Raw genomic sequence first — 18,083 nt, 5'->3', positions numbered from 1 at the left:
GATGAGGGCGCCGCCCGGGGGCGGACGGCGCGTGGCGGTTTCTATCGCTCCACGGCCAGGGCGACGCCCTGTCCGCCGCCGATGCACAGCGTCGCCAGTCCCTTGTGCACGTCCCGGCGCTTCATCTCATGGAGGAGCGTGACGAGGATACGGGCGCCGGAGGCCCCGATGGGATGACCGAGGGCGATGGCACCACCGTTGACGTTGACACGCTCCATGTCCCATTCGAGCTCGCGGCTGACCGCAAGCGCCTGGGCGGCGAAGGCCTCGTTCGCCTCGATAAGGTCCAGGTCCCCAATGGACCAGCCCGCCCGCTCGAGACAGCGCCGGGTCGCCGGCACCGGGCCGGAGCCCATGTAGGCCGGATCCACGCCGGCGTTGGCATAGGCACGGATCCGCGCCAGCGGCTCCAGGCCGAGCGCCTCCGCCTGGCCCGCGGACATCATCAGCACCATGGCGGCGCCGTCGTTGATCCCGGAGGCGTTGCCGGCGGTGACGCTGCCATCGCCCTTGAACGCCGGGCGCAGCTTACCGAGCCCCTCCGCGGTACAGCCGTGCTTGATGAACTCGTCTTCGTCGAAGCGGATCGGATCGCCCTTGCGCTGGGGGATCTCGATGGGAATGATCTCGTCGGCGAAGCGCCCGGCCTTCTGTGCGGCCTCGGCGCGCTGCTGCGAGGTCGCGGCCAACTGGTCCTGCTCCTCGCGGGAGATGCCGTACTTCTCCGCCAGGTTCTCCGCGGTGACGCCCATGTGGTACTGGTTGAAGGCGTCCCAGAGGCCGTCCTTGATCATGGTGTCCTCGAGCTTCCAGTCGCCCATGCGCTGACCGGTGCGGGACTTCGGCAGGGCGTGCGGTGCGGTGCTCATGCTCTCCTGGCCGCCGGCGACGATGGTGCGCGCATCGCCCAGCCGGATCGCCTGGCTGGCGAGATGGGTCGCCTTGAGGCCGCTACCGCAGACCTTGTTGATGGTCATGGACGGGCAGCTTACCGGCAGACCGGCGTTGAGCGCCGTCTGGCGCGCCGGGTTCTGACCGGCGGCGGCAGCCAGGACCTGGCCGAGGATCACCTCGTCGATCTGCTCGCCGTCCACGCCGGCGCGCTGGAGCAGACCGCGAAGCACCTGGGTGCCGAGATCCACTGCCGAGAGCTGCGAGAGGGCCCCGCCGAAATTGCCGATGGCGCTGCGTCCGGCGGCGACGATGACCGTATCTTCCATTACTGCCTCCCTGACCCGTCTGTGTTGAGCCCTTTGAGTAGCTGTCGATCATAACAGCCGTGCGCGCGCGATGCCGCCCCGCACAAAAACGCCGCGACCAGCGGGCGGAAACCTCCGGCCGTGCGTGTCCCGGCCGGACTCCGCAGGGACAGGCGGCTTACCGCGGGGCGGAGACGAGGCCGAGGAAGGCGGCTGCCTTGGCGCCCGTTTCGTCGAACTCCCCCGCCTCGGTGGAATCCGCGACCACGCCCCCGCCGGCGCGGTATTCCACCCGGCCGCCGGCCGCAACGGCGGTACGGATGGCGATGCTGGTGTCCATCGCGCCATCGTCACCGAGGTAACCGACCGCACCGCAGTACACACCCCGCCGGGTCGGCTCCAGCTCGTCGATGATCTGCATCGCCCGGTGCTTCGGGGCCCCGGTGATCGAGCCGCCGGGCAGACAGGCCGCCACCAGGTCCAGGGCGTCGCGTCCGGCGGGCAGCCGCCCGGTCACCACGCTGACCAGGTGCTGCACCGTGGCGAAGCGCTCGACGTCGAACAAACGCGGCACGCGCACGCTGCCCGTCTCGCACACCCGACCGAGGTCGTTGCGCAGCAGATCCACGATCATCAGGTTCTCCGCCCGGTCCTTGGGCGAGCCGCGCAGGTCCGCGGCGAGGGCAGCATCGCGCCGCGGCTCCGGGTCCCGGGGCCGGGTACCTTTGATCGGCCGGGTTTCGACGGCACCGTCGCGCAGTTGCAGAAACCGCTCCGGCGAGATGCTGAGCACTGAACGCCCGGGCAGGTCGAGATACGCGCCGTATCCGCCGGGACTCGCCTCGCGCAGGGCCAGCCACAGGCCCAGGGGGTCGCCCTCCAGCGGCGCCTCGAACCGGCGCGCCAGGTTCACCTGGTAGCAGTCCCCGGCGTGGAGGTAATGCTGCACCCGGGCGAAGGCCGCGGCGTAGGCGCCACGGTCCAGGTCGGCCAGTACCGGACCGAGCCGCCAGCGCCGCGCCGGAGCCGTTGTCGCCGCCATCGCCGCGTCCAGCGCGTGCGCCAGCGACGCATCCGCCGCCGGACCGGCGAGCCACGCCCGGCACCGGTGGTGATCGATCACCACCGCCCAGTCGTAGCGCCCGAACTCGGCCTCCACCGTGCCGGCGGAGGCGTCCGCGAGGCCCATCAGCCGGCGTCCGAGGTCGTAGCCGAAATAGCCGATGAGCCCGCCGGCGAACGGCGGCGGCCCTACCGGCGCCCGATCCAGCCCGGCCCGCAGCCCGTCCGGAAAAAGGCCGGTATCCACCCATGTCCCTCCCTCGGCGCAACGGCGCCGGACCACGCCGTCGACCACCCGGAACCAGGCCCGTGGCGCGGCGGCAATGATGTCGTAGCGGGTGCCGGCGACGCCGCCGCTGTCGAGCCACACGGCGCCGGGCCAGTGCGCGGCGATGGCGGAAAAGGATTTCCCCGGATGGCGAGGATACGCTAGCGTATGGTGCATGGTCGGGCTTCGGAGAGGCTCCGTTGATCCGGCGTGAAACGACCGCCGCAAAGAACGACAATCCTACCAGCCCCGCGAAGAGGGCCAATGCGGGAGAGCGGCGGGCGATGGCACAATCGCGGCACCGGCGCACCGGGTGCCGGCCGCCGTGCAGGAGGAGAGCGCTGCCATGACCGACTCCAACCGCGCCGGGGCTCAGCCCTGGCTCGATGCCTACGGCCCCGGTGTCAGCGGCGAGTTCCAGCCGCTGCCGGACACCGACCTCGCCGCGCTCGTGCGCCGTGCCGCGCGGGAACACACCTCGGCACCGGCGTTCACGGTCTGCCTGGAGAACGGTATGACCGCGAGCCTGAGCTTCACGGAGGTGGACCGGGCTTCCGACGCCTTCGCCGCCTGGCTGCGCGACGAGGCGGGCATCACCCCCGGCGAGCGGGTCGCGCTGCAGGCCCCCAACAACCTTGCCTTCCCGGTATGCGCGTTCGGTGTGTTCAAGGCCGGTGCGGTGCTGGTCAACGTCAATCCGCTCTATACCGCCCACGAGATGAACCACCAGCTCCGCGACGCCGGCGCCCGGGTGCTGGTGATCATCGACATGTTCGCCGACAAGCTCCCGGAAGCGCTCCGGGACACGGACGTCTCCCGGGTCGTGACCCTGAGCATCGCCTCGTTCTTCCCCTGGCTGAAATCGCGGCTGATCCGCGGGATGCTGCGCTATATCCGCCGCGAAATCCCGGCCATGCCCATGGCGGTGACACCGCTGGAACAGGCCATCACCGAGGGCGAGCGCGGGGCCGGCGCCCTGCGCGCCGACCCGCCCCGGCGCGGGAGCGACGACACGGCCGTGCTGCAGTACACCGGCGGCACCACCGGCGTCGCCAAGGGCGCGGAGCTCACCCACGGCAACCTCATGGCCAATGTCGCCCAGACCCTGGCCATCGCCGGGCCGGTGCTGCGCCCCGGTAAAGACATCGTGCTGACGGCGCTGCCGATGTACCACATCTTTGCGTTCACCTTTAACATGCTGACCTTCTTCACCACGGGCTGCCGCAACATCCTCTGCCCGTCACCGCGGCCGCCGGCAAAGCTGCGCCGGGCGTTCGAGCAGTTTGCCGTGACCAAGTTCTCCGCGGTGAATGCCCTGTTCCAGGGCCTGCTGCGCGAGTCCTGGTTCCGCGAGAACCCGCCCCGCTCCATCGACCTGTCAATCTCCGGGGGCACGGCACTGCACACCCACGTCGCCGAGGAATGGGAGCGGCTCGTGGGCAGCCCGATCTGCGAGGGCTACGGTCTGTCCGAGACCTCGCCGGTGGTAGCGGTGAACCCGCCGGCCGGGGAGGTCCGGCTGGGGACCATCGGCATCCCGATGCCCGGCACGGAGGTCCGCCTGGTGGATGAGGACGACGAGGACGTCCCCCTCGGCACCCCCGGCGAGCTCGTGGTGCGTGGCCCGCAGGTGATGCGCGGCTACTGGCAGCGCCCGGAGGAGACCGCGACGGCAATGCGCGGCGGCTGGTTCCACACCGGCGACGTCGCACGCATGGATGAGCGGGGCTATCTCTCCATCGTCGACCGCAAGAAGGACATGATCGACGTCAGCGGGTTCAACGTGTACCCGAACGAGGTCGAGGACGTCCTCGGCGCCCACCCGGACATCGACGAGGTGGCGGTCGTGGGCGTGCGCGACGACGAGGGCGACGAGCACGTCCACGCCTTCGTGGTGACGGGCGACCCGTCGCTCACCGAGGCGGACGTGCGCGAGTGGGCCCGTCGCGAGCTCACCGCCTACAAGGTGCCGGAGCGGGTGTTCTTCCGCGACGAGCTGCCGAAGTCACCGGTAGGCAAGATCCTGCGCAAGGATCTGAGAAAGCCCGGGGGCTGACCCCGGGCGTCAGCCCATGAGCAGCGCCTGGATCTCGCCGATCTCGTCGTGGGCCTCCTCGAGCAGGGTCTCACCGGTGTCGCTGGCGATGCTCGCCAGCCCCAGGCGGTCGTAGACCGGCACTGTCTCCAGCGCGGGGAGCTCGCTGTCCGGGGCACCGCCGCCCAGGCACTCGAGCTGCACGGCGATGACCAGGTCCGCGTAGTCCGCCCCGCCGTCCGACTCCCGCGACCACTCCTCGGCGAGCAGGGCCACGTCCACCATTTCGTCGGAGAAGTTCCAGCGCCGCAGGATCATCGCCCCGAGATCGCCGCGGTGGGCGGCAATGGCCTGCTCGAGTGCCCCGGGATTGCCGGCGAGCCCGGGATAGTCCGAGGCGTGAGCGAGCATCGGGACCACACCGATGTCGTGGATGAGCCCGGCAAGCAGTGCCCGGTCGGAATCGAAGCCGGACAGCCGCCGGGCCAGCACCGCGGAGGTGGCGGCCACCAGCGCGCTGTGCTGCCAGAGCTCGAGCATGCGCTGGTTGAGCAGGGTGTTCTTCGACTTGAAGACCTCGCGCATGGTCACCGCCGTGACCAGCTCGCGGACGTTGCGCAGCCCCAGCCGCACCACCGCCTGGTTGAGGCTGTCCACGGTGCGCTCGCCGCGGTAGAGCGCCGAGTTCGCGGCCTGCAGGACCCGCGCGGCGACCGCCGGGTCCGCCTGGATGATGCGCGTGACCTCCGGCGCACCGGCCCGCTCGTCGGCGACCGCCGAGCGCACGCGCACGGCGACGTCCGGCATGGTCGGCAGATCCAGCCGGTCCTGGAGCAGGTCGGTGATGAGTGCGCTGTAGAGCTCGTCGGACTCGTCGGCCGCGCCGATCTCGTCGACCTCGTAGTCCGTGGCCGGACCGACCTCGTCGAGCAATGCCCGGATCCGCGCCGTGGGCACGCGGATGAGCTTCACCGCCGTGCGCGCCAGGGCGTTGCAGGTATGTACGTCGTCCATGCCGATGGGCTCCGCCGCCACGCCGGCATCGCCGAGACCGACCACGCTGTGTACCGGCTCGCCGGGCGCCGTGGCCATCACCACCTCGCCGGAGAGCACGTAGCGTGTCCAGGCGTCCTTGTCGCCGCGCTGGAAGATCACCGCGCGCGGTTCGTGGCGCTCCACCTCCGCTTCCGCGACCAGTGCCGCGAGGCGTTCCCGATCCAGTCCCTGCAACGGCGAGACGCCCTCGAGCCAGTCAACCGAAACCTCTTCGCTCATAGCCCCCGAGTTCCCGAACGTCCTTTCCCCCGGCCGCGGGAAACCACTCCCCACGGTGACCGATACCCGGTCATGATAATCTATCAGGATCGTCGTGCGGGCGAACACGCGCGCACACCAGAGCCGACGTCCATGACAGTGCACCGACGGGGAGGATCATGGCAGGACACAGCAAGTGGGCCAACATCCAGCACCGCAAGAAGGCCCAGGACGCCAAGCGCGGCAAGCTCTTCACCAAGGCCATTCGCGAGATCAACGTCGCCACCCGCATGGGCGGTCCCGACCCGGAGACCAACCCGCGGCTGCGCCTGGCGATGGACCGCGCGCTCGCGGTGAACATGCCCAAGGACAACATCGAGCGCGCGATCAAGAAGGCCTCGGGGGATGACGACAGCGCCAACTACGAGGAGCCGCGCTTCGAGGGCTACGGCCCCGGCGGCGTCGCGATCATGGTCGACTGCATGACCGACAACCGCAACCGCACGGTCAGCGAGGTCCGCCACGCCTTCTCCAAGCACGGCGGCAACCTCGGCACCGACGGCTGCGTCGCCTTCCTGTTCACCCAGCGCGGCGTGCTGCTGTTCCCGCCGGACAGCGACGAGGAACGCATCATGGAGGTGGCGCTGGAGGCGGGCGCGGACGACATCGTCACCAACGAGGACGGCTCCATCGAGGTGCTCACCGCTCCCGAGAGCTACCACGCCACCAAGGACGCGCTGCTCGCCGCCGACCTGGAACCGGCGGACTCGGAGGTGACCATGCGCCCGGAGACCACCGTCGAGGTCGGCGACGAGGACGGGCGCAAGACCCTGCGGCTGATCGAGCGTCTGGAGGACCTCGACGACACGCAGAACGTCTACACCAACGCCGACATCCAGCCCTCCGCCTACGAAGAGGGCTGACGCGGCCATGGGCGCTCGCACAGCGGCGACGGCGGTAAGGCCGGCAGCATGAGCGGCGACGGCGTGTGCCGCGTGCTCGGCATCGACCCCGGCTCGCGGGTGACCGGCTTCGGCATCATCGACAGCCACGACCGCGGGCTGGTGTACGTGGCCAGCGGCGTGATCCGCGTCGAGGGCCAGGCCTTCCCGGTGCGGCTGCGCGCGATCTTCGAGCAGCTCGGCGAGGTCGTGGAACGCTACCAGCCGGCGCAGACGGCGATCGAGCAGGTGTTCGTGCGCAACAATCCGGACTCCGCGCTCAAGCTCGGTCAGGCCCGCGGCGCGGCGATCTGCGCCTGCGTGGGCCGCGGCCTGCCGCTCGCCGAGTACACGGCCTCCATGGTCAAGCAGGCGGTCACCGGCAACGGCGGCGCCGGCAAGGAGCAGGTACAGTACATGGTGCGCACACTGCTGGGACTGCAGGGCCGGCTGCGCGAGGACGCCTCCGACGCCCTCGGTGTCGCGCTCTGCCACATCCACCGCGACCGCCTCGCCGGGCGGCTCGCCGGACGGGGACGCACGGCATGATCGCACGGCTGCACGGAAAGCTGGTCGAGAAACAGCCACCGGTGCTGGTGGTGGACGTCCAGGGCGTGGGCTACGAGGTCGAGGCACCGATGTCGGTGTTCTACGAGCTCCCCGAGATCGGCGGCGAGGTCACCCTGCGCACCCACCTGGCGGTGCGCGAGGATGCCCAGGTGCTCTTCGGCTTCCTCAGCGAGGCCGAGCGCCGGCTCTTCCGGGCGCTCATCCGCGTCTCGGGGGTCGGCCCCAAACTCGCCCTCGCCCTGCTCTCCGGCATGCGCGCGGAGGACTTCGTGCGCTGCGTGGAGGCCCGCGACACCGCAACCCTCACGCGGCTGCCCGGGGTGGGCAAGAAGACCGCCGAGCGCCTGGTCATGGAGATGGCGGACCGCATCGGCGAGTTCGGCGGCGCCGCGGCGGTCACCCCCGCCCCCGCGGGAGGCGGCGCCGGGACAGGCGCGGACGACGCCACCGGCGAGGCGCTGAGCGCGCTCGTCGCCCTGGGCTACAAGCCCGCCGAGGCACAGCGCCTGCTCGCCGACATCGACACCGACGCCCACAGCAGCGAGACCCTCATCCGTGAGGCCCTGCGCCGCGCCGTGCGCTGACCGGAGATGACACCATGATCGAAGCCGACCGCGTCGTCAGCTCCACCGCCCTGCCCGAGGACGAGGCCGTCGACCGCGCCATACGGCCGCGCCGGCTGGGCGACTACGCCGGCCAGCCGCGGGTGCGCGAGCAGATGGAGATCTTCATCTCCGCGGCGCGCGGGCGCGACGAGTCGCTGGACCACACCCTGATCTTCGGTCCGCCCGGCCTCGGCAAGACCACACTGGCCAACATCATCGCCCACGAACTCGGCGTGAACCTGCGCCAGACCTCCGGTCCGGTGCTCGACAAGCCCGGCGACCTCGCCGCGCTGCTGACCAACCTGGAACCGGGCGACGTACTCTTCGTCGACGAGATCCACCGCCTCGCACCGGTGGTCGAGGAGGTGCTCTATCCGGCGATGGAGGACTTCAAGATCGACATCCTCATCGGCGAGGGCCCGGCGGCGCGCTCCATCAAGCTCGACCTGCCGCCGTTCACCCTGGTCGGCGCCACCACCCGTGCGGGGCTGCTGACCTCACCGCTGCGCGACCGCTTCGGCATCGTCCAGCGCCTGGAGTACTACAGCGTCGAGGATCTCGCCGAGATCACGCGCCGCTCCGCCGGCCTGCTGACCCTGGACATCGACACCGGCGGCGCCGAGGAGATCGCCCGCCGCGCCCGCGGCACGCCGCGCATCGCCAACCGCCTGCTGCGCCGCGTGCGCGACTACGCCGAGGTCCGTGCCAACGGCCATATCTCCGCAGAGGTGGCGCAGGCGGCCATGGACCTGCTGGAGGTGGACACCAACGGCTTCGACATCCAGGACCGGCGGCTGCTGCGCGCCATCATCGAGAAGTTCGACGGCGGGCCGGTGGGCGTGGACAACCTCGCCGCCGCCATCGGCGAGGAGCGCGGCACCATCGAGGACGTCATCGAGCCCTACCTGATCCAGCAGGGCTACCTCCAGCGCACCCCGCGCGGGCGCATGGCCACCCGCAGCGCCTGGAGCCACTGCGGCTTCGCGCCACCCCCGCGCGGCGATCTGCCCGGGGACCTGTTCGCCGACGGGTGAGCGCCGTGCGTCCCCGCTCGCTGCTCTCGCTCATCCTCCTCGGCTTCGGCTTCGTGATCGTGCCGCTGTTCGTGGCGCTGGGCTACGCCGGCGTGTACGTGGACCGTCTCTCCGAGCAGGCGCACACCACGGTCTACAACGCGGCCCGCGCGATCCAGCTCTCCAGCAACCTGGACGACAGCCTCACCGCGCTGGAGCGCGCCGCACGCCAGCACCTGGTGCTGGACGACGAGGGTCTCCTGGAGGTCTATCGCAACGCCCACCAGCAGTTCCGCGACAACCTGACCGAGCTGCGGCGCTTTGCCGCGACCACCACGCAGCAGCGGCTGCTGAACGTGCTCGGCGAGCGCGAACAGAGCCTGTTCGACGAGCTCACCGCCGAGGGCGCCCCGGACGGGCTCACCCAGGAGGCGGTGACCGACCGCTTCATCGCGATGACCCAGCTCGCCGACGCGGTGAGCACGCGCAGTAACGACGTCATCGACCAGGAGGTCCGACGCATGCAGTCGCTGGGGGCCACCGCCCAGCGCTGGCTGTTCTGGATGGGGGCGGCCCTGCTGCCGCTGACGCTGATCTCCGCCGGCGTGTTCACCGTGCTCATCTCCCGGCCCATCCGCGGCATCGATCAGGCCATCCGCCGGCTCGGTGCCGCCCGCTTCGACGAGCCGATCACCGTCTCCGGTCCCCAGGACCTGCAGGCCCTCGGCGAACGACTGGACTGGCTGCGCAACCGGCTCATCGAGCTTGAGAACGAGAAGACGCGCTTCCTCCGCCACGTATCCCACGAACTCAAGACACCGCTGACCGCGATCCGCGAGTCCAGCCAGCTCCTCAGCGAGGAGGTGGTCGGTCCGCTCAACGACGAGCAGCGCGAGATCACCACCATCCTCGACGACAGCGGCCGCCAGCTCCAGGGCCTCATCGAGGACCTGCTCGACTTCTCGCGCACCCAGTCCCAGCTCCCGCAACTGCGCCTCGGCCAGGCGGACCTCGGCGAGATCGCCGCCGAAGTGCTCGGCCGGCACCGCGCGGCCATTCGCGCCCGCGACATCCATCTCGATTTCCGCGAGGCCAAGGCGCCGCTGCGCGGCGATGCGGAAAAGCTGCGCACTATCGTGGACAACCTTGTCTCCAATGCGATCAAGTTCTCGCCCACGGGGGGTCGGGTTCGGGTTACCATCGAACCGGACAATGAGTGGGTGACGCTGGTCGTCGAGGATGACGGCCCGGGGGTGCCGGAAGGCGAACGGACGCGCATCTTCGAGGCCTTCTACCAGGGAGGCAACCAGCCGGAAGGTTACGTCAAGGGCACGGGCCTCGGCCTGTCGATCACCCGGGAATACGCACTCGCGCACGGCGGTCGCATCGAGATCGGCGGTGCCGGCGATGGCACAGGCGGCCGATTCCGCGTGATGCTGCCGTTGCGCGGGCCCGCGCCGCAGCACGCCGGGACGGCGCTGCCGGCGGCGGGCAAGGAGTGATCGACGCATGAAACGCATGATGGCCGTCTTCGCGCTCACGGCCGGGGTCCTGGCGGGCTGTCAGAATCTGCCCGGGGAGTGGCCGCAGCAGCGGTTGCCGGACACCGAGGCGGGAACCGTGGCCACGGCGCTGGAAACCGTGCGCGGCAGCCAGGGCCTGTCCGGCGACGCCCTGCGTCAGCGCATGGCGCGCCAGCTCGAGAACCGCACGGACGGGCACTGCGACGCCGCCGAGCTCAGCGCCGGCATGCTCGCCCTGCGCCTGCCGGGGGACGCCGAGCCGCCGGCGATCGATACATTGTTCGACGACTGCCTCGACGCGGCGGCCACCGCAGACACTGCCGCCGGGGTACTCGCGGCGGTCATCGCCGACGGACTGCACTGGCGCGGCGAGGCCGCGGCCGGCAACGCCGGCAACAAGGGGCTGAAGAAGGCGCTGGAGGAGCTGCGCGCGGAGAACGCCCAGCTGCGTGACCAGCTCGAAGGCCTGAAGGCCATCGAGGAAAGCCTCCAGCAACGCGAACAACAGCGGAACGGGACCCAGTAACCATGACCACGGCCTACCGCATCCTCGTGGTGGACGACGACCCGGGCGTGCTCCGCCTGCTCTCCATCCGCCTGCGCTCGCGCGGCTACGAGATCACCACCGCCGCGAGCGGCGAGGAAGCGCTGGCGCACATCACCGCCGTGCGTCCGCATCTGGTGATCACCGACCTGCGCATGGACGGCATGGACGGCATGACGCTGTTCCAGCGCCTCCACGACCAGCATCCGAGCCTGCCGGTGATTATCCTCACCGCCCACGGCACTATCCCCGAGGCGGTCCGGGCCACCAAGAGCGGGGTGTTCAGCTTCATCACCAAGCCGTTCGAGGCACCGTACCTGCTCCAGCAGGTGGAGAGCGCCCTGCGGCTGTCCGGCGCGATCCCCGCCGAGGACGACGAGGACGAGACCGCCCAGGCCTGGCGCGCGGAGATCATCACCCGCAGCGCGGCGATGGAGGAGATCCTCCAGCGCGCCCGGCTGATCGCCCCCAGTGAGGCGAGCGTGTTCATCCAGGGGGACAGCGGCACGGGCAAGGAGGTCCTCGCCCGGGCCATCCACCGGGCCAGCCGTCGCGCGGAGGCCCCATTCGTACCGGTCAATTGCGGCGCAATCCCGGAGCAGCGCCTGGAGGCGGAGCTCTTCGGCACCGCCGACGGCCAGACCGGGCTGTTCCGCACCGCCGACGGCGGCACGCTGTTCTTCGACGAGATCGGCGACATGCCCGCGGCGCTCCAGGTGAAGCTCCTGCGCGTGCTCCAGGAGCAGCAGATCCACCCGGTGGGCACGAGCACGCCGGTGCCGGTGGACGTGCGCATCATCTCCGCCACCCACCGCGATCTCGAACAGGCCATGGCGGAGGGCGAGTTCCGCGAGGACCTCTACTACCGACTGAACGTGGTCTCGCTGCACCTGCCGCCGCTCTCCGAGCGCCGCGAGGACATCCCGCTACTCGCCAACCACTTTCTCCGGGAGCTGGCGACGAAGTACGACAAGGACCTCCGCAGTCTCGCCCAGCCGGCCCTAGAGCGGCTGGTGAGCGCGCCCTGGCCGGGCAATATCCGCCAGCTCTACAACGTCATCGAGCAGGTCGCCATCCTGTCCACCGCACCGATCGTCTCCGACGACCTGGTGCGCAAGGCCCTGCGTGATGACACCCCCGGCCTGCCGGCCTTCGCCGATGCCCGCCGGGACTTCGAGCGGGACTACCTGGTCAAGCTGCTGCAGATTACCCAGGGCAACGTGACCCAGGCCGCCCGGCTCGCAAAGCGCAACCGCACCGAGTTCTACAAGCTGCTCAACCGCCACGAGCTCAATCCGGGGATGTTCAAGCCCCAGCGCTGACGCCCGGGCCCCGGCGGTGTCGCGGCGGGACGACGCCGTACGCCGCCGGGACGGCGAACCCCGCTCCGGACCGGCCCTCGGGTGGTGTCGTTACTTCACGACAGCCGCCAAACATTCCTAATAAATTCTTAATAAACAACAATATAAATAACGCCTCACTCCCCTCGAACAACCCTGCTGGACACCCGATTCGACGCACCGGTATGCGGTGGTAGTCTTGCACCCATGGCAACACACGGCGCCGCGAAAACGGCACGACGCCAAACGGTTTACGCGCCTGCAGGCTTCTTTAGCCCCGTCACCCCCTCATTCCGGTCTGCAGGTGCTTTTTTCTTCCTGAACGCCCCCGGGAACCCGGGGGCGCTTCCCCCGGTCCACTGCCTGTAGCCATGGGCGTCATGCAGCCGCTTGCCGCGCCGAGGCAGGATAGCTACATTGACGCTCCATTCGCCGCGCACAACCGGCCCCCTGACGGGACCGGCGTGCGGCGTGGCCACAGTGCCGGCGAGCACACGCGGCCGGGCCATCGTCCACAGATCATCGCGAGCGGAGACCCCCCATGTCGGTTGACATGACGTTCAGCCACCTCGTGCTCCAGGCAAGCTTCGTCGTTCAGTTAGTGATGCTGACACTGCTCGCCGCGTCGGTGGCCTCCTGGGTTCTGATCTTCCGCAAGCGCCGGGCCCTGCGCCAGGCGCAAAGCGGCGCCGAGGCCTTCGAGGACCGTTTCTGGTCCGGCGGCAACCTCGCCGAGATCTACTCCCAGATGCAGACCCCGCACCACGAGGCCGGCGGCATGGAGCGCATCTTCCGCGCCGGCTTCCGCGAATTCTCGCGCATGCGCAAACAGGGGGCGGCCGGCGAACCCACCGTCGAGGCCGCCCACCGGGCCATGCGCGTGGCCCTGTCCCGGGAAACGGACGATCTCGAGTCCTACGTGCCCTTCCTGGCCACGGTGGGTTCGACCAGTCCCTACGTGGGCCTGTTCGGCACCGTCTGGGGCATCATGAACGCCTTCATGGCCCTCGGGCAGATGCAGCAGGCGACGCTGACCACCGTCGCCCCGGGCATCGCCGAGGCACTGATCGCCACCGCCATGGGGCTGTTCGCCGCGATCCCGGCGGTAGTGGCGTACAACCGCTACGCCAGCCGCATCGAGCGCATGCTCAACCGCTACGAGATCTTCGTGGAGGAGTTCACCAGCATCCTCCAGCGCCACGTCCAGGCCCAGCACACAGCGGGCGGCGCGCGCAGCGCCGCGGACTGATCAGGAGCCGCCACCTTGCGCAGCACGCTCCCTCCGCCCAGACAGCGCATCCGGCGCCGGCCGATGGCCGAGATCAACGTCGTGCCCTACATCGACGTCATGCTGGTACTGCTGGTGATCTTCATGGTCACCGCACCGCTGCTCTATCAGGGCGTGGAGATCGACCTGCCCCAGCAGAGCGCCGAGGCAATGCCGCAGCAGGACCAGGAGCCGGTGATCATCGAGGTCGACAGCGAGGGCCAGACCTACCTCAACGTCGGCGAGAGCCCGGACGAGCCCGTCTCCGCAAAGGCACTGATCACTACGGTCACCGCCGTTCGCCGCCAACGCCCGGACGTCCCGGTACTCGTGCGCGGTGACAAGAACGTCAGCTACGGCCGGGTCATCGAGGTGATGGCGCGGCTCAAGCAGGCCGGCGTCCCCCAGGTGGGCCTCATGACCGAGCCGCCGGCCGGGGAGCGCTGATGCGCGGAGGCCTCGCCGGTGACATCGCCCTCGCCGTAGGCGTCCACGTGGCCGCCCTGGTCGCGCTGGGCCTGAGCTTCTCGGCCGCCCCGCCGGTGCGCAGCGAGCCGGATACCCGCGCCATCCAGGCGGTGACGGTGGACGAGTCGCGGGTTAAGGCCGCGATGGAGCGTATCGAGAAGCAGAAACAGCAGGCCGAGGAGAAACGCCAGGCCGAGCTGGACCGCATCGAGCGCGAACGCAAGGCCGAGGAGAAGCGTCTCGCCGAGGCCAAGGCCGAACGCGAGGCCGAGGCCGAGCGCCAGAAGAAGCTCGAGGAGCAGCGCAAGGCGGAGGCCGAACGCCAGCGCAAACTCGAGGAACAGCGCAAGGCCGAGGAGAAACGCCTCGCCGAGCTCAAGGCCAAGCGTGAGGCCGAGGCCGAGCGCAAACGCAAGCTCGAGGAGCAACGCAAGGCGGAGGCCGAACGCCAGCGCAAACTCGAGGAACAACGCAAGGCCGAGGAGAAACGCCTCGCCGAGGCCAAGGCCAAACGCGAGGCCGAGGCCGAGCGCAAACGCAAGCTCGAGGAGCAGCGTAAGGCCGAGGAGGAACGCCAGCGCAAGCTTGAGGAGAAGCGCAAGGCCGAGCAGGCCGAGCGCGAGGCGGCACTCAAGAAACAGCTTGCCGAAGAGCGCACCGCCCGGGCCGCAGACCAGGCCGTTGCCAGCCTCTCCGGGGTATGGAACAACCAGATCAGCGGCAACTGGACCCGGCCACCCACCGTCCCGGACGGGCTGACCTGCGTGATCCGCATACGCGTCGCCCCCAACGGACTGATCCGCGGTGCGGAACTGGTGGAGTCCAGCGGCAATCAGGCTTTCGATGAGTCCGCGCTGCGCGCGGTCCGCAAGACCGCGGAGCTGCGCATGCCGAACGACGAGGCGGTCGCGAAGCGGCTCAGCCCGATCGACCTGCACTTCAGCCCACAGGGCTAGCAGTGTTCACACGGCACGGGTGATGATGGATCACCGCCGGCAGTAGTTACGGGATCAATTGCCATGAAACGACTGCAACGCCTGTTGCTCGCCGTGATTCTCGGCCTCGCCGCGACCCAGGCACAGGCCCAGATCACCGTGGACATCACCGGCGGCGCACTGGGTGCGCTGCCCATCGCGGTCGTGCCCTTCGAGGGCGGAGATACCGCGCCGGAGGACATCGCCGGCATCGTCCGCGAGGACCTCACGCGCACCGGCCTGTTCGAGGCCGTGCCCCGGGAGGATTTCCTCGCCCAGCCCTCACGCATGGAGGACGTCAACTTCCGCAACTGGCGGGTGATCGGCGCCGACAATCTCCTTGTAGGCTCGGTGGAGCGCAGCGGCGGGCAATTCCAGGTCCGCTTCGAGCTGCTCGACGTCTACGCCGGCTCACGCATGGTGGGCAAGCGCTACACCGCCACCGGCAGCGACCTGCGCCGCCTCGCCCATACCATCGCCAACGAGGTGTTCCGCTCGCTGATCGGCCGCGACGGCGGCTTCAACAGCCGCCTGGCCTACGTCCGCGCCAGCGGCGCCGGCGACGCCCGTCAGTTCCGGCTCGTCGTCGCCCAGGCGGACGGCCACCACCCACAGACCATCGTCACTTCCCGCGAGCCGCTGCTCTCCCCGGCCTGGGGGCCGAAGGGCGAGCGCATCGCCTACGTCTCCTTCGAGGCCGGCCGCTCGGAGATCGTCGTTCAGAACGTCGCCACCGGGCAGCGCCGGACCGTCGCGCAGTTCAAGGGCATCAACGGCGCCCCGGCATGGTCGCCGGACGGCTCACGGCTTGCAGTGACGCTCTCTCGCGGCGACAACCCGGACATCTACATCCTCGACGTCGACAGCGGCGAGACCCGGCAGTTCACGAGCCACTGGGCGATCGACACCGAGCCGGTCTGGGCACCGGACGGGAAATCCGTGCTGTTCACCTCCGATCGCGCCGGCGGGCCGCAGATCTTCCGCAAGGGCATACGCGGCGGCGACGCCGAGCGCCTGACCTGGGACGGCGATTACAACGCCTCCGCCGACATCTCCCCGGACGGCCGGCTACTGACCATGGTCCACCGCCGCAACGGGCAATTCCGCATTGCGGTGAAGAACCTGGAGACGGACACCACCCGCGTGCTCAGCCAGGGTCCACTGGACGAGAGCCCGACATTCGCACCCAACGGCGTGATGATCGCCTACACCCGCACCCACGGCGGCACGCCGACGATCGCCACCATCTCCGTCCACGGCCGGGCGGAGGCGAACCTCATCCAGGGCAACGGGGACGTGCGCGAACCCGCCTGGTCACCCGAATAACCCGAAACCGACCATCCGATAATCGGAGGACCCCATGAAACATCCCATCCGCTGGCTCAGCATCATTGTCATCGCGCTCGCCCTCAGCGGCTGTGCCACCACCGACCAGGGCGGCGGCGCAGCGGGCGGGCAGGAAGGCCAGGCCGCCGGTGCCCAGGGCAGCGAGACCGCGGGCGCCACCGGCAGCGGCGACATGGAGGGCGGTGGTGTGGAGGCCTCCGGCGCCCAGGGCTCCGGGGGCTTCACCAGCGCCGACCTGGAAGACCCGTCCAGCCCGCTGTCCGAGCGCGTGTTCTACTTTCCGTTCGACAGCTCCCAGATCGCGCCCGAGGACGTGGAGACCCTCACCAAGCACGCCCAGTACCTCTCCACCCATCCGGAGGTGAGCGTGAGCATCGAGGGCCACACCGACGAACGCGGCAGCCGTGAGTACAACCTCGCCCTCGGCGAGCGCCGCGCCCAGGCTGTCGCCGACGTACTCACCCTCAACGGTGCCGCGGGTGATCAGCTCTCCGTGGTGAGTTATGGTGAGGAAAAGCCGGCCGCGACGGGCCACAACGAGGAAGCGTGGTCGCAGAACCGCCGGGTGGAACTCGTCTACGAGCGTTAGCCCATGATGCACACGAACACCCTCAAACGCGGGCTGCCCGCGCTGCTGGCGGCGGCGGTATTCGCCACCGCCACGGCGCCGGCAGCGGCACAGCAGTCCAACGGACAGAGCCTGGAGCAGCGCGTCACCACCCTGGAACGGCGTCTCGACAGCGGCGCCCTGACCCGCATGCTCAACCAGTTCTCCTCGCTACAGCAGGAAGTCCAGCGCCTCAACGGCCGGGTCAGCGAGCTGGAGCGGCGGGTCGATGAGCTCTCCGAGCGTCAGCGCAAGATCTACCAGGACATCGACAGCCGCCTCGTCGCCCTGGAAAACGGCCAGGGGGACGGCAGCCCCTCCGACGGCGGCACTGCGGGTGATACCGGCGGGGACTCGTCCGCCAACGATACCGGCACGGATTCGAGCCCGGGACAGGAGACCGATGCCGGTATGCCCGCCGCGGACACCGGGACGGACAACGCCGCCAGCACCGACCAGAGCGGCGGGGACAGCGGCCTATCCTCCGGCGGTTCGGCATCGGCGGATGACGGCGCAGCGAGTGGCGGCGGCGACGCGGCAGGCGCGGGGACGGCACGCAACGCCTACCAGTCCGCGTTCGAGACCCTGAGCGCCGGGCGCTACGACGAGGCAGGCCAGGCCTTCACCCGCTTCCTGAAGCAGCACCCGGATAGTGAGTACGCCGACAACGCGCGCTACTGGCTGGGTGAGACCCATTACGTGCAGCGGGAGTTCGACGAGGCCCTGAAGCAGTTCCAGCACGTGCTCGACGACTATACCGACAGCGCCAAGCGCCCCGACGCCCTGCTCAAGATCGGCTACATCCGCTACGAGCGCGGCCAGCTCGGCGAGGCACGCAAGACCCTGCGTCGCGTCGTGGAGAACTACCCGGAATCCTCCGCGGCCAACCTCGCGCGCCAGCGGCTGAACCAGATCGACGGCTGACCGCCCGTCGATGCGGCGGCCGGGATTGTCCGGCCGCCGCGGATCCGCTAATATCCCGCGTCTCCGGGCCCTTAGCTCAGCTGGTAGAGCATCGGACTTTTAATCCGCTGGTCGCTGGTTCGAATCCAGCAGGGCCCACCAG

Annotated in this window: 17 protein-coding genes and 1 tRNA gene; 15 read left to right on the top strand and 3 right to left on the bottom strand. The window is 69.8% G+C overall.

From position 1 onward, the window contains the following. Positions 1 to 41 precede the first annotated feature (41 nt). Both G7A99_RS04285 and pabB read right to left on the bottom strand, forming a co-directional pair. Positions 42 to 1,220, bottom strand: a complete 1,179-nt coding sequence (locus tag G7A99_RS04285; RefSeq protein WP_163139005.1) for an acetyl-CoA C-acetyltransferase — start codon at positions 1,218 to 1,220, stop codon at positions 42 to 44. A 157-nt stretch (positions 1,221 to 1,377) separates the two neighbouring features. Beyond that, positions 1,378 to 2,706, bottom strand: a complete 1,329-nt coding sequence (pabB, locus tag G7A99_RS04280; protein WP_163139004.1) for an aminodeoxychorismate synthase component I — start codon at positions 2,704 to 2,706, stop codon at positions 1,378 to 1,380. 169 nt (positions 2,707 to 2,875) lie between these two features. Between pabB and G7A99_RS04275 the strand changes: the two genes are divergently transcribed. Further along, positions 2,876 to 4,585 (top strand): long-chain fatty acid--CoA ligase, encoded by a 1,710-nt coding sequence (locus G7A99_RS04275; RefSeq protein WP_163139003.1) that lies wholly within the window; start codon positions 2,876 to 2,878, stop codon positions 4,583 to 4,585. Between the two features lie 9 nt (positions 4,586 to 4,594). Here G7A99_RS04275 and G7A99_RS04270 read toward each other — a convergent pair whose 3' ends face one another. Beyond that, on the bottom strand, positions 4,595 to 5,839 hold the full coding sequence (locus G7A99_RS04270) for an HDOD domain-containing protein (RefSeq protein WP_163139002.1): 1,245 nt from the start codon (positions 5,837 to 5,839) through the stop codon (positions 4,595 to 4,597). Positions 5,840 to 5,997: 158 nt separating this feature from the next. On the opposite strand from G7A99_RS04270, the gene G7A99_RS04265 reads away from it, so the two are divergent. The 14 genes from G7A99_RS04265 (at position 5,998) to G7A99_RS04200 (ending at position 18,082) form a co-directional block, all read left to right on the top strand. After that, a complete protein-coding gene (locus G7A99_RS04265) occupies positions 5,998 to 6,741 on the top strand; it encodes a YebC/PmpR family DNA-binding transcriptional regulator (RefSeq protein WP_163139001.1) in 744 nt (247 codons plus the stop codon). 63 nt (positions 6,742 to 6,804) lie between these two features. Continuing rightward, positions 6,805 to 7,308, top strand: a complete 504-nt coding sequence (gene ruvC / locus G7A99_RS04260; RefSeq protein WP_371807596.1) for a crossover junction endodeoxyribonuclease RuvC — start codon at positions 6,805 to 6,807, stop codon at positions 7,306 to 7,308. Further along, positions 7,305 to 7,913: a Holliday junction branch migration protein RuvA gene (gene ruvA / locus G7A99_RS04255; RefSeq protein WP_163138999.1), complete on the top strand. Its 609-nt coding sequence runs from the start codon at positions 7,305 to 7,307 to the stop codon at positions 7,911 to 7,913. The genes ruvC and ruvA overlap by 4 nt, the downstream gene beginning before the upstream one ends. Before the next feature lie 14 nt (positions 7,914 to 7,927). Then, positions 7,928 to 8,968 carry a Holliday junction branch migration DNA helicase RuvB gene (ruvB, locus tag G7A99_RS04250; RefSeq protein WP_163138998.1) on the top strand — a complete coding sequence of 347 codons (1,041 nt, stop codon included), beginning with the start codon at positions 7,928 to 7,930 and terminating at the stop codon, positions 8,966 to 8,968. Positions 8,969 to 8,973: 5 nt separating this feature from the next. Continuing rightward, entirely contained in the window at positions 8,974 to 10,449 is a 1,476-nt protein-coding gene (locus tag G7A99_RS04245) for an ATP-binding protein (RefSeq protein ID WP_240466092.1), read from the top strand. 7 nt (positions 10,450 to 10,456) lie between these two features. Next, the gene (locus G7A99_RS04240; protein ID WP_163138996.1) at positions 10,457 to 10,996 is read left to right on the top strand and encodes a hypothetical protein; all 540 of its coding nucleotides are present in this window, start codon (positions 10,457 to 10,459) and stop codon (positions 10,994 to 10,996) included. A gap of 2 nt (positions 10,997 to 10,998) precedes the next feature. Continuing rightward, positions 10,999 to 12,336 (top strand): sigma 54-interacting transcriptional regulator, encoded by a 1,338-nt coding sequence (locus G7A99_RS04235; RefSeq protein WP_163138995.1) that lies wholly within the window; start codon positions 10,999 to 11,001, stop codon positions 12,334 to 12,336. A 559-nt stretch (positions 12,337 to 12,895) separates the two neighbouring features. Next, positions 12,896 to 13,603 (top strand): protein TolQ, encoded by a 708-nt coding sequence (tolQ, locus tag G7A99_RS04230; protein ID WP_163138994.1) that lies wholly within the window; start codon positions 12,896 to 12,898, stop codon positions 13,601 to 13,603. Positions 13,604 to 13,666: 63 nt separating this feature from the next. Continuing rightward, entirely contained in the window at positions 13,667 to 14,068 is a 402-nt protein-coding gene (gene tolR / locus G7A99_RS04225) for a protein TolR (RefSeq protein WP_163138993.1), read from the top strand. Then, positions 14,068 to 15,045 (top strand): cell envelope integrity protein TolA, encoded by a 978-nt coding sequence (gene tolA, locus G7A99_RS04220; protein ID WP_163138992.1) that lies wholly within the window; start codon positions 14,068 to 14,070, stop codon positions 15,043 to 15,045. The genes tolR and tolA overlap by 1 nt, the downstream gene beginning before the upstream one ends. A 63-nt stretch (positions 15,046 to 15,108) precedes the next feature. Continuing rightward, positions 15,109 to 16,389: a Tol-Pal system beta propeller repeat protein TolB gene (gene tolB, locus G7A99_RS04215; RefSeq protein WP_163138991.1), complete on the top strand. Its 1,281-nt coding sequence runs from the start codon at positions 15,109 to 15,111 to the stop codon at positions 16,387 to 16,389. 34 nt (positions 16,390 to 16,423) lie between these two features. After that, positions 16,424 to 16,999, top strand: a complete 576-nt coding sequence (pal, locus tag G7A99_RS04210) for a peptidoglycan-associated lipoprotein Pal (protein ID WP_163138990.1) — start codon at positions 16,424 to 16,426, stop codon at positions 16,997 to 16,999. A 3-nt stretch (positions 17,000 to 17,002) separates the two neighbouring features. Further along, positions 17,003 to 17,941, top strand: coding sequence for a tol-pal system protein YbgF (ybgF, locus tag G7A99_RS04205; protein ID WP_163138989.1), 939 nt, complete (start codon positions 17,003 to 17,005; stop codon positions 17,939 to 17,941). A gap of 65 nt (positions 17,942 to 18,006) precedes the next feature. Further along, positions 18,007 to 18,082, top strand: a tRNA-Lys gene (locus tag G7A99_RS04200). Position 18,083 lies beyond the last annotated feature (1 nt).

Source organism: Arhodomonas sp. KWT (assembly GCF_010993615.1).
This window is presented reverse-complemented; position numbering and strand designations above follow the sequence as displayed.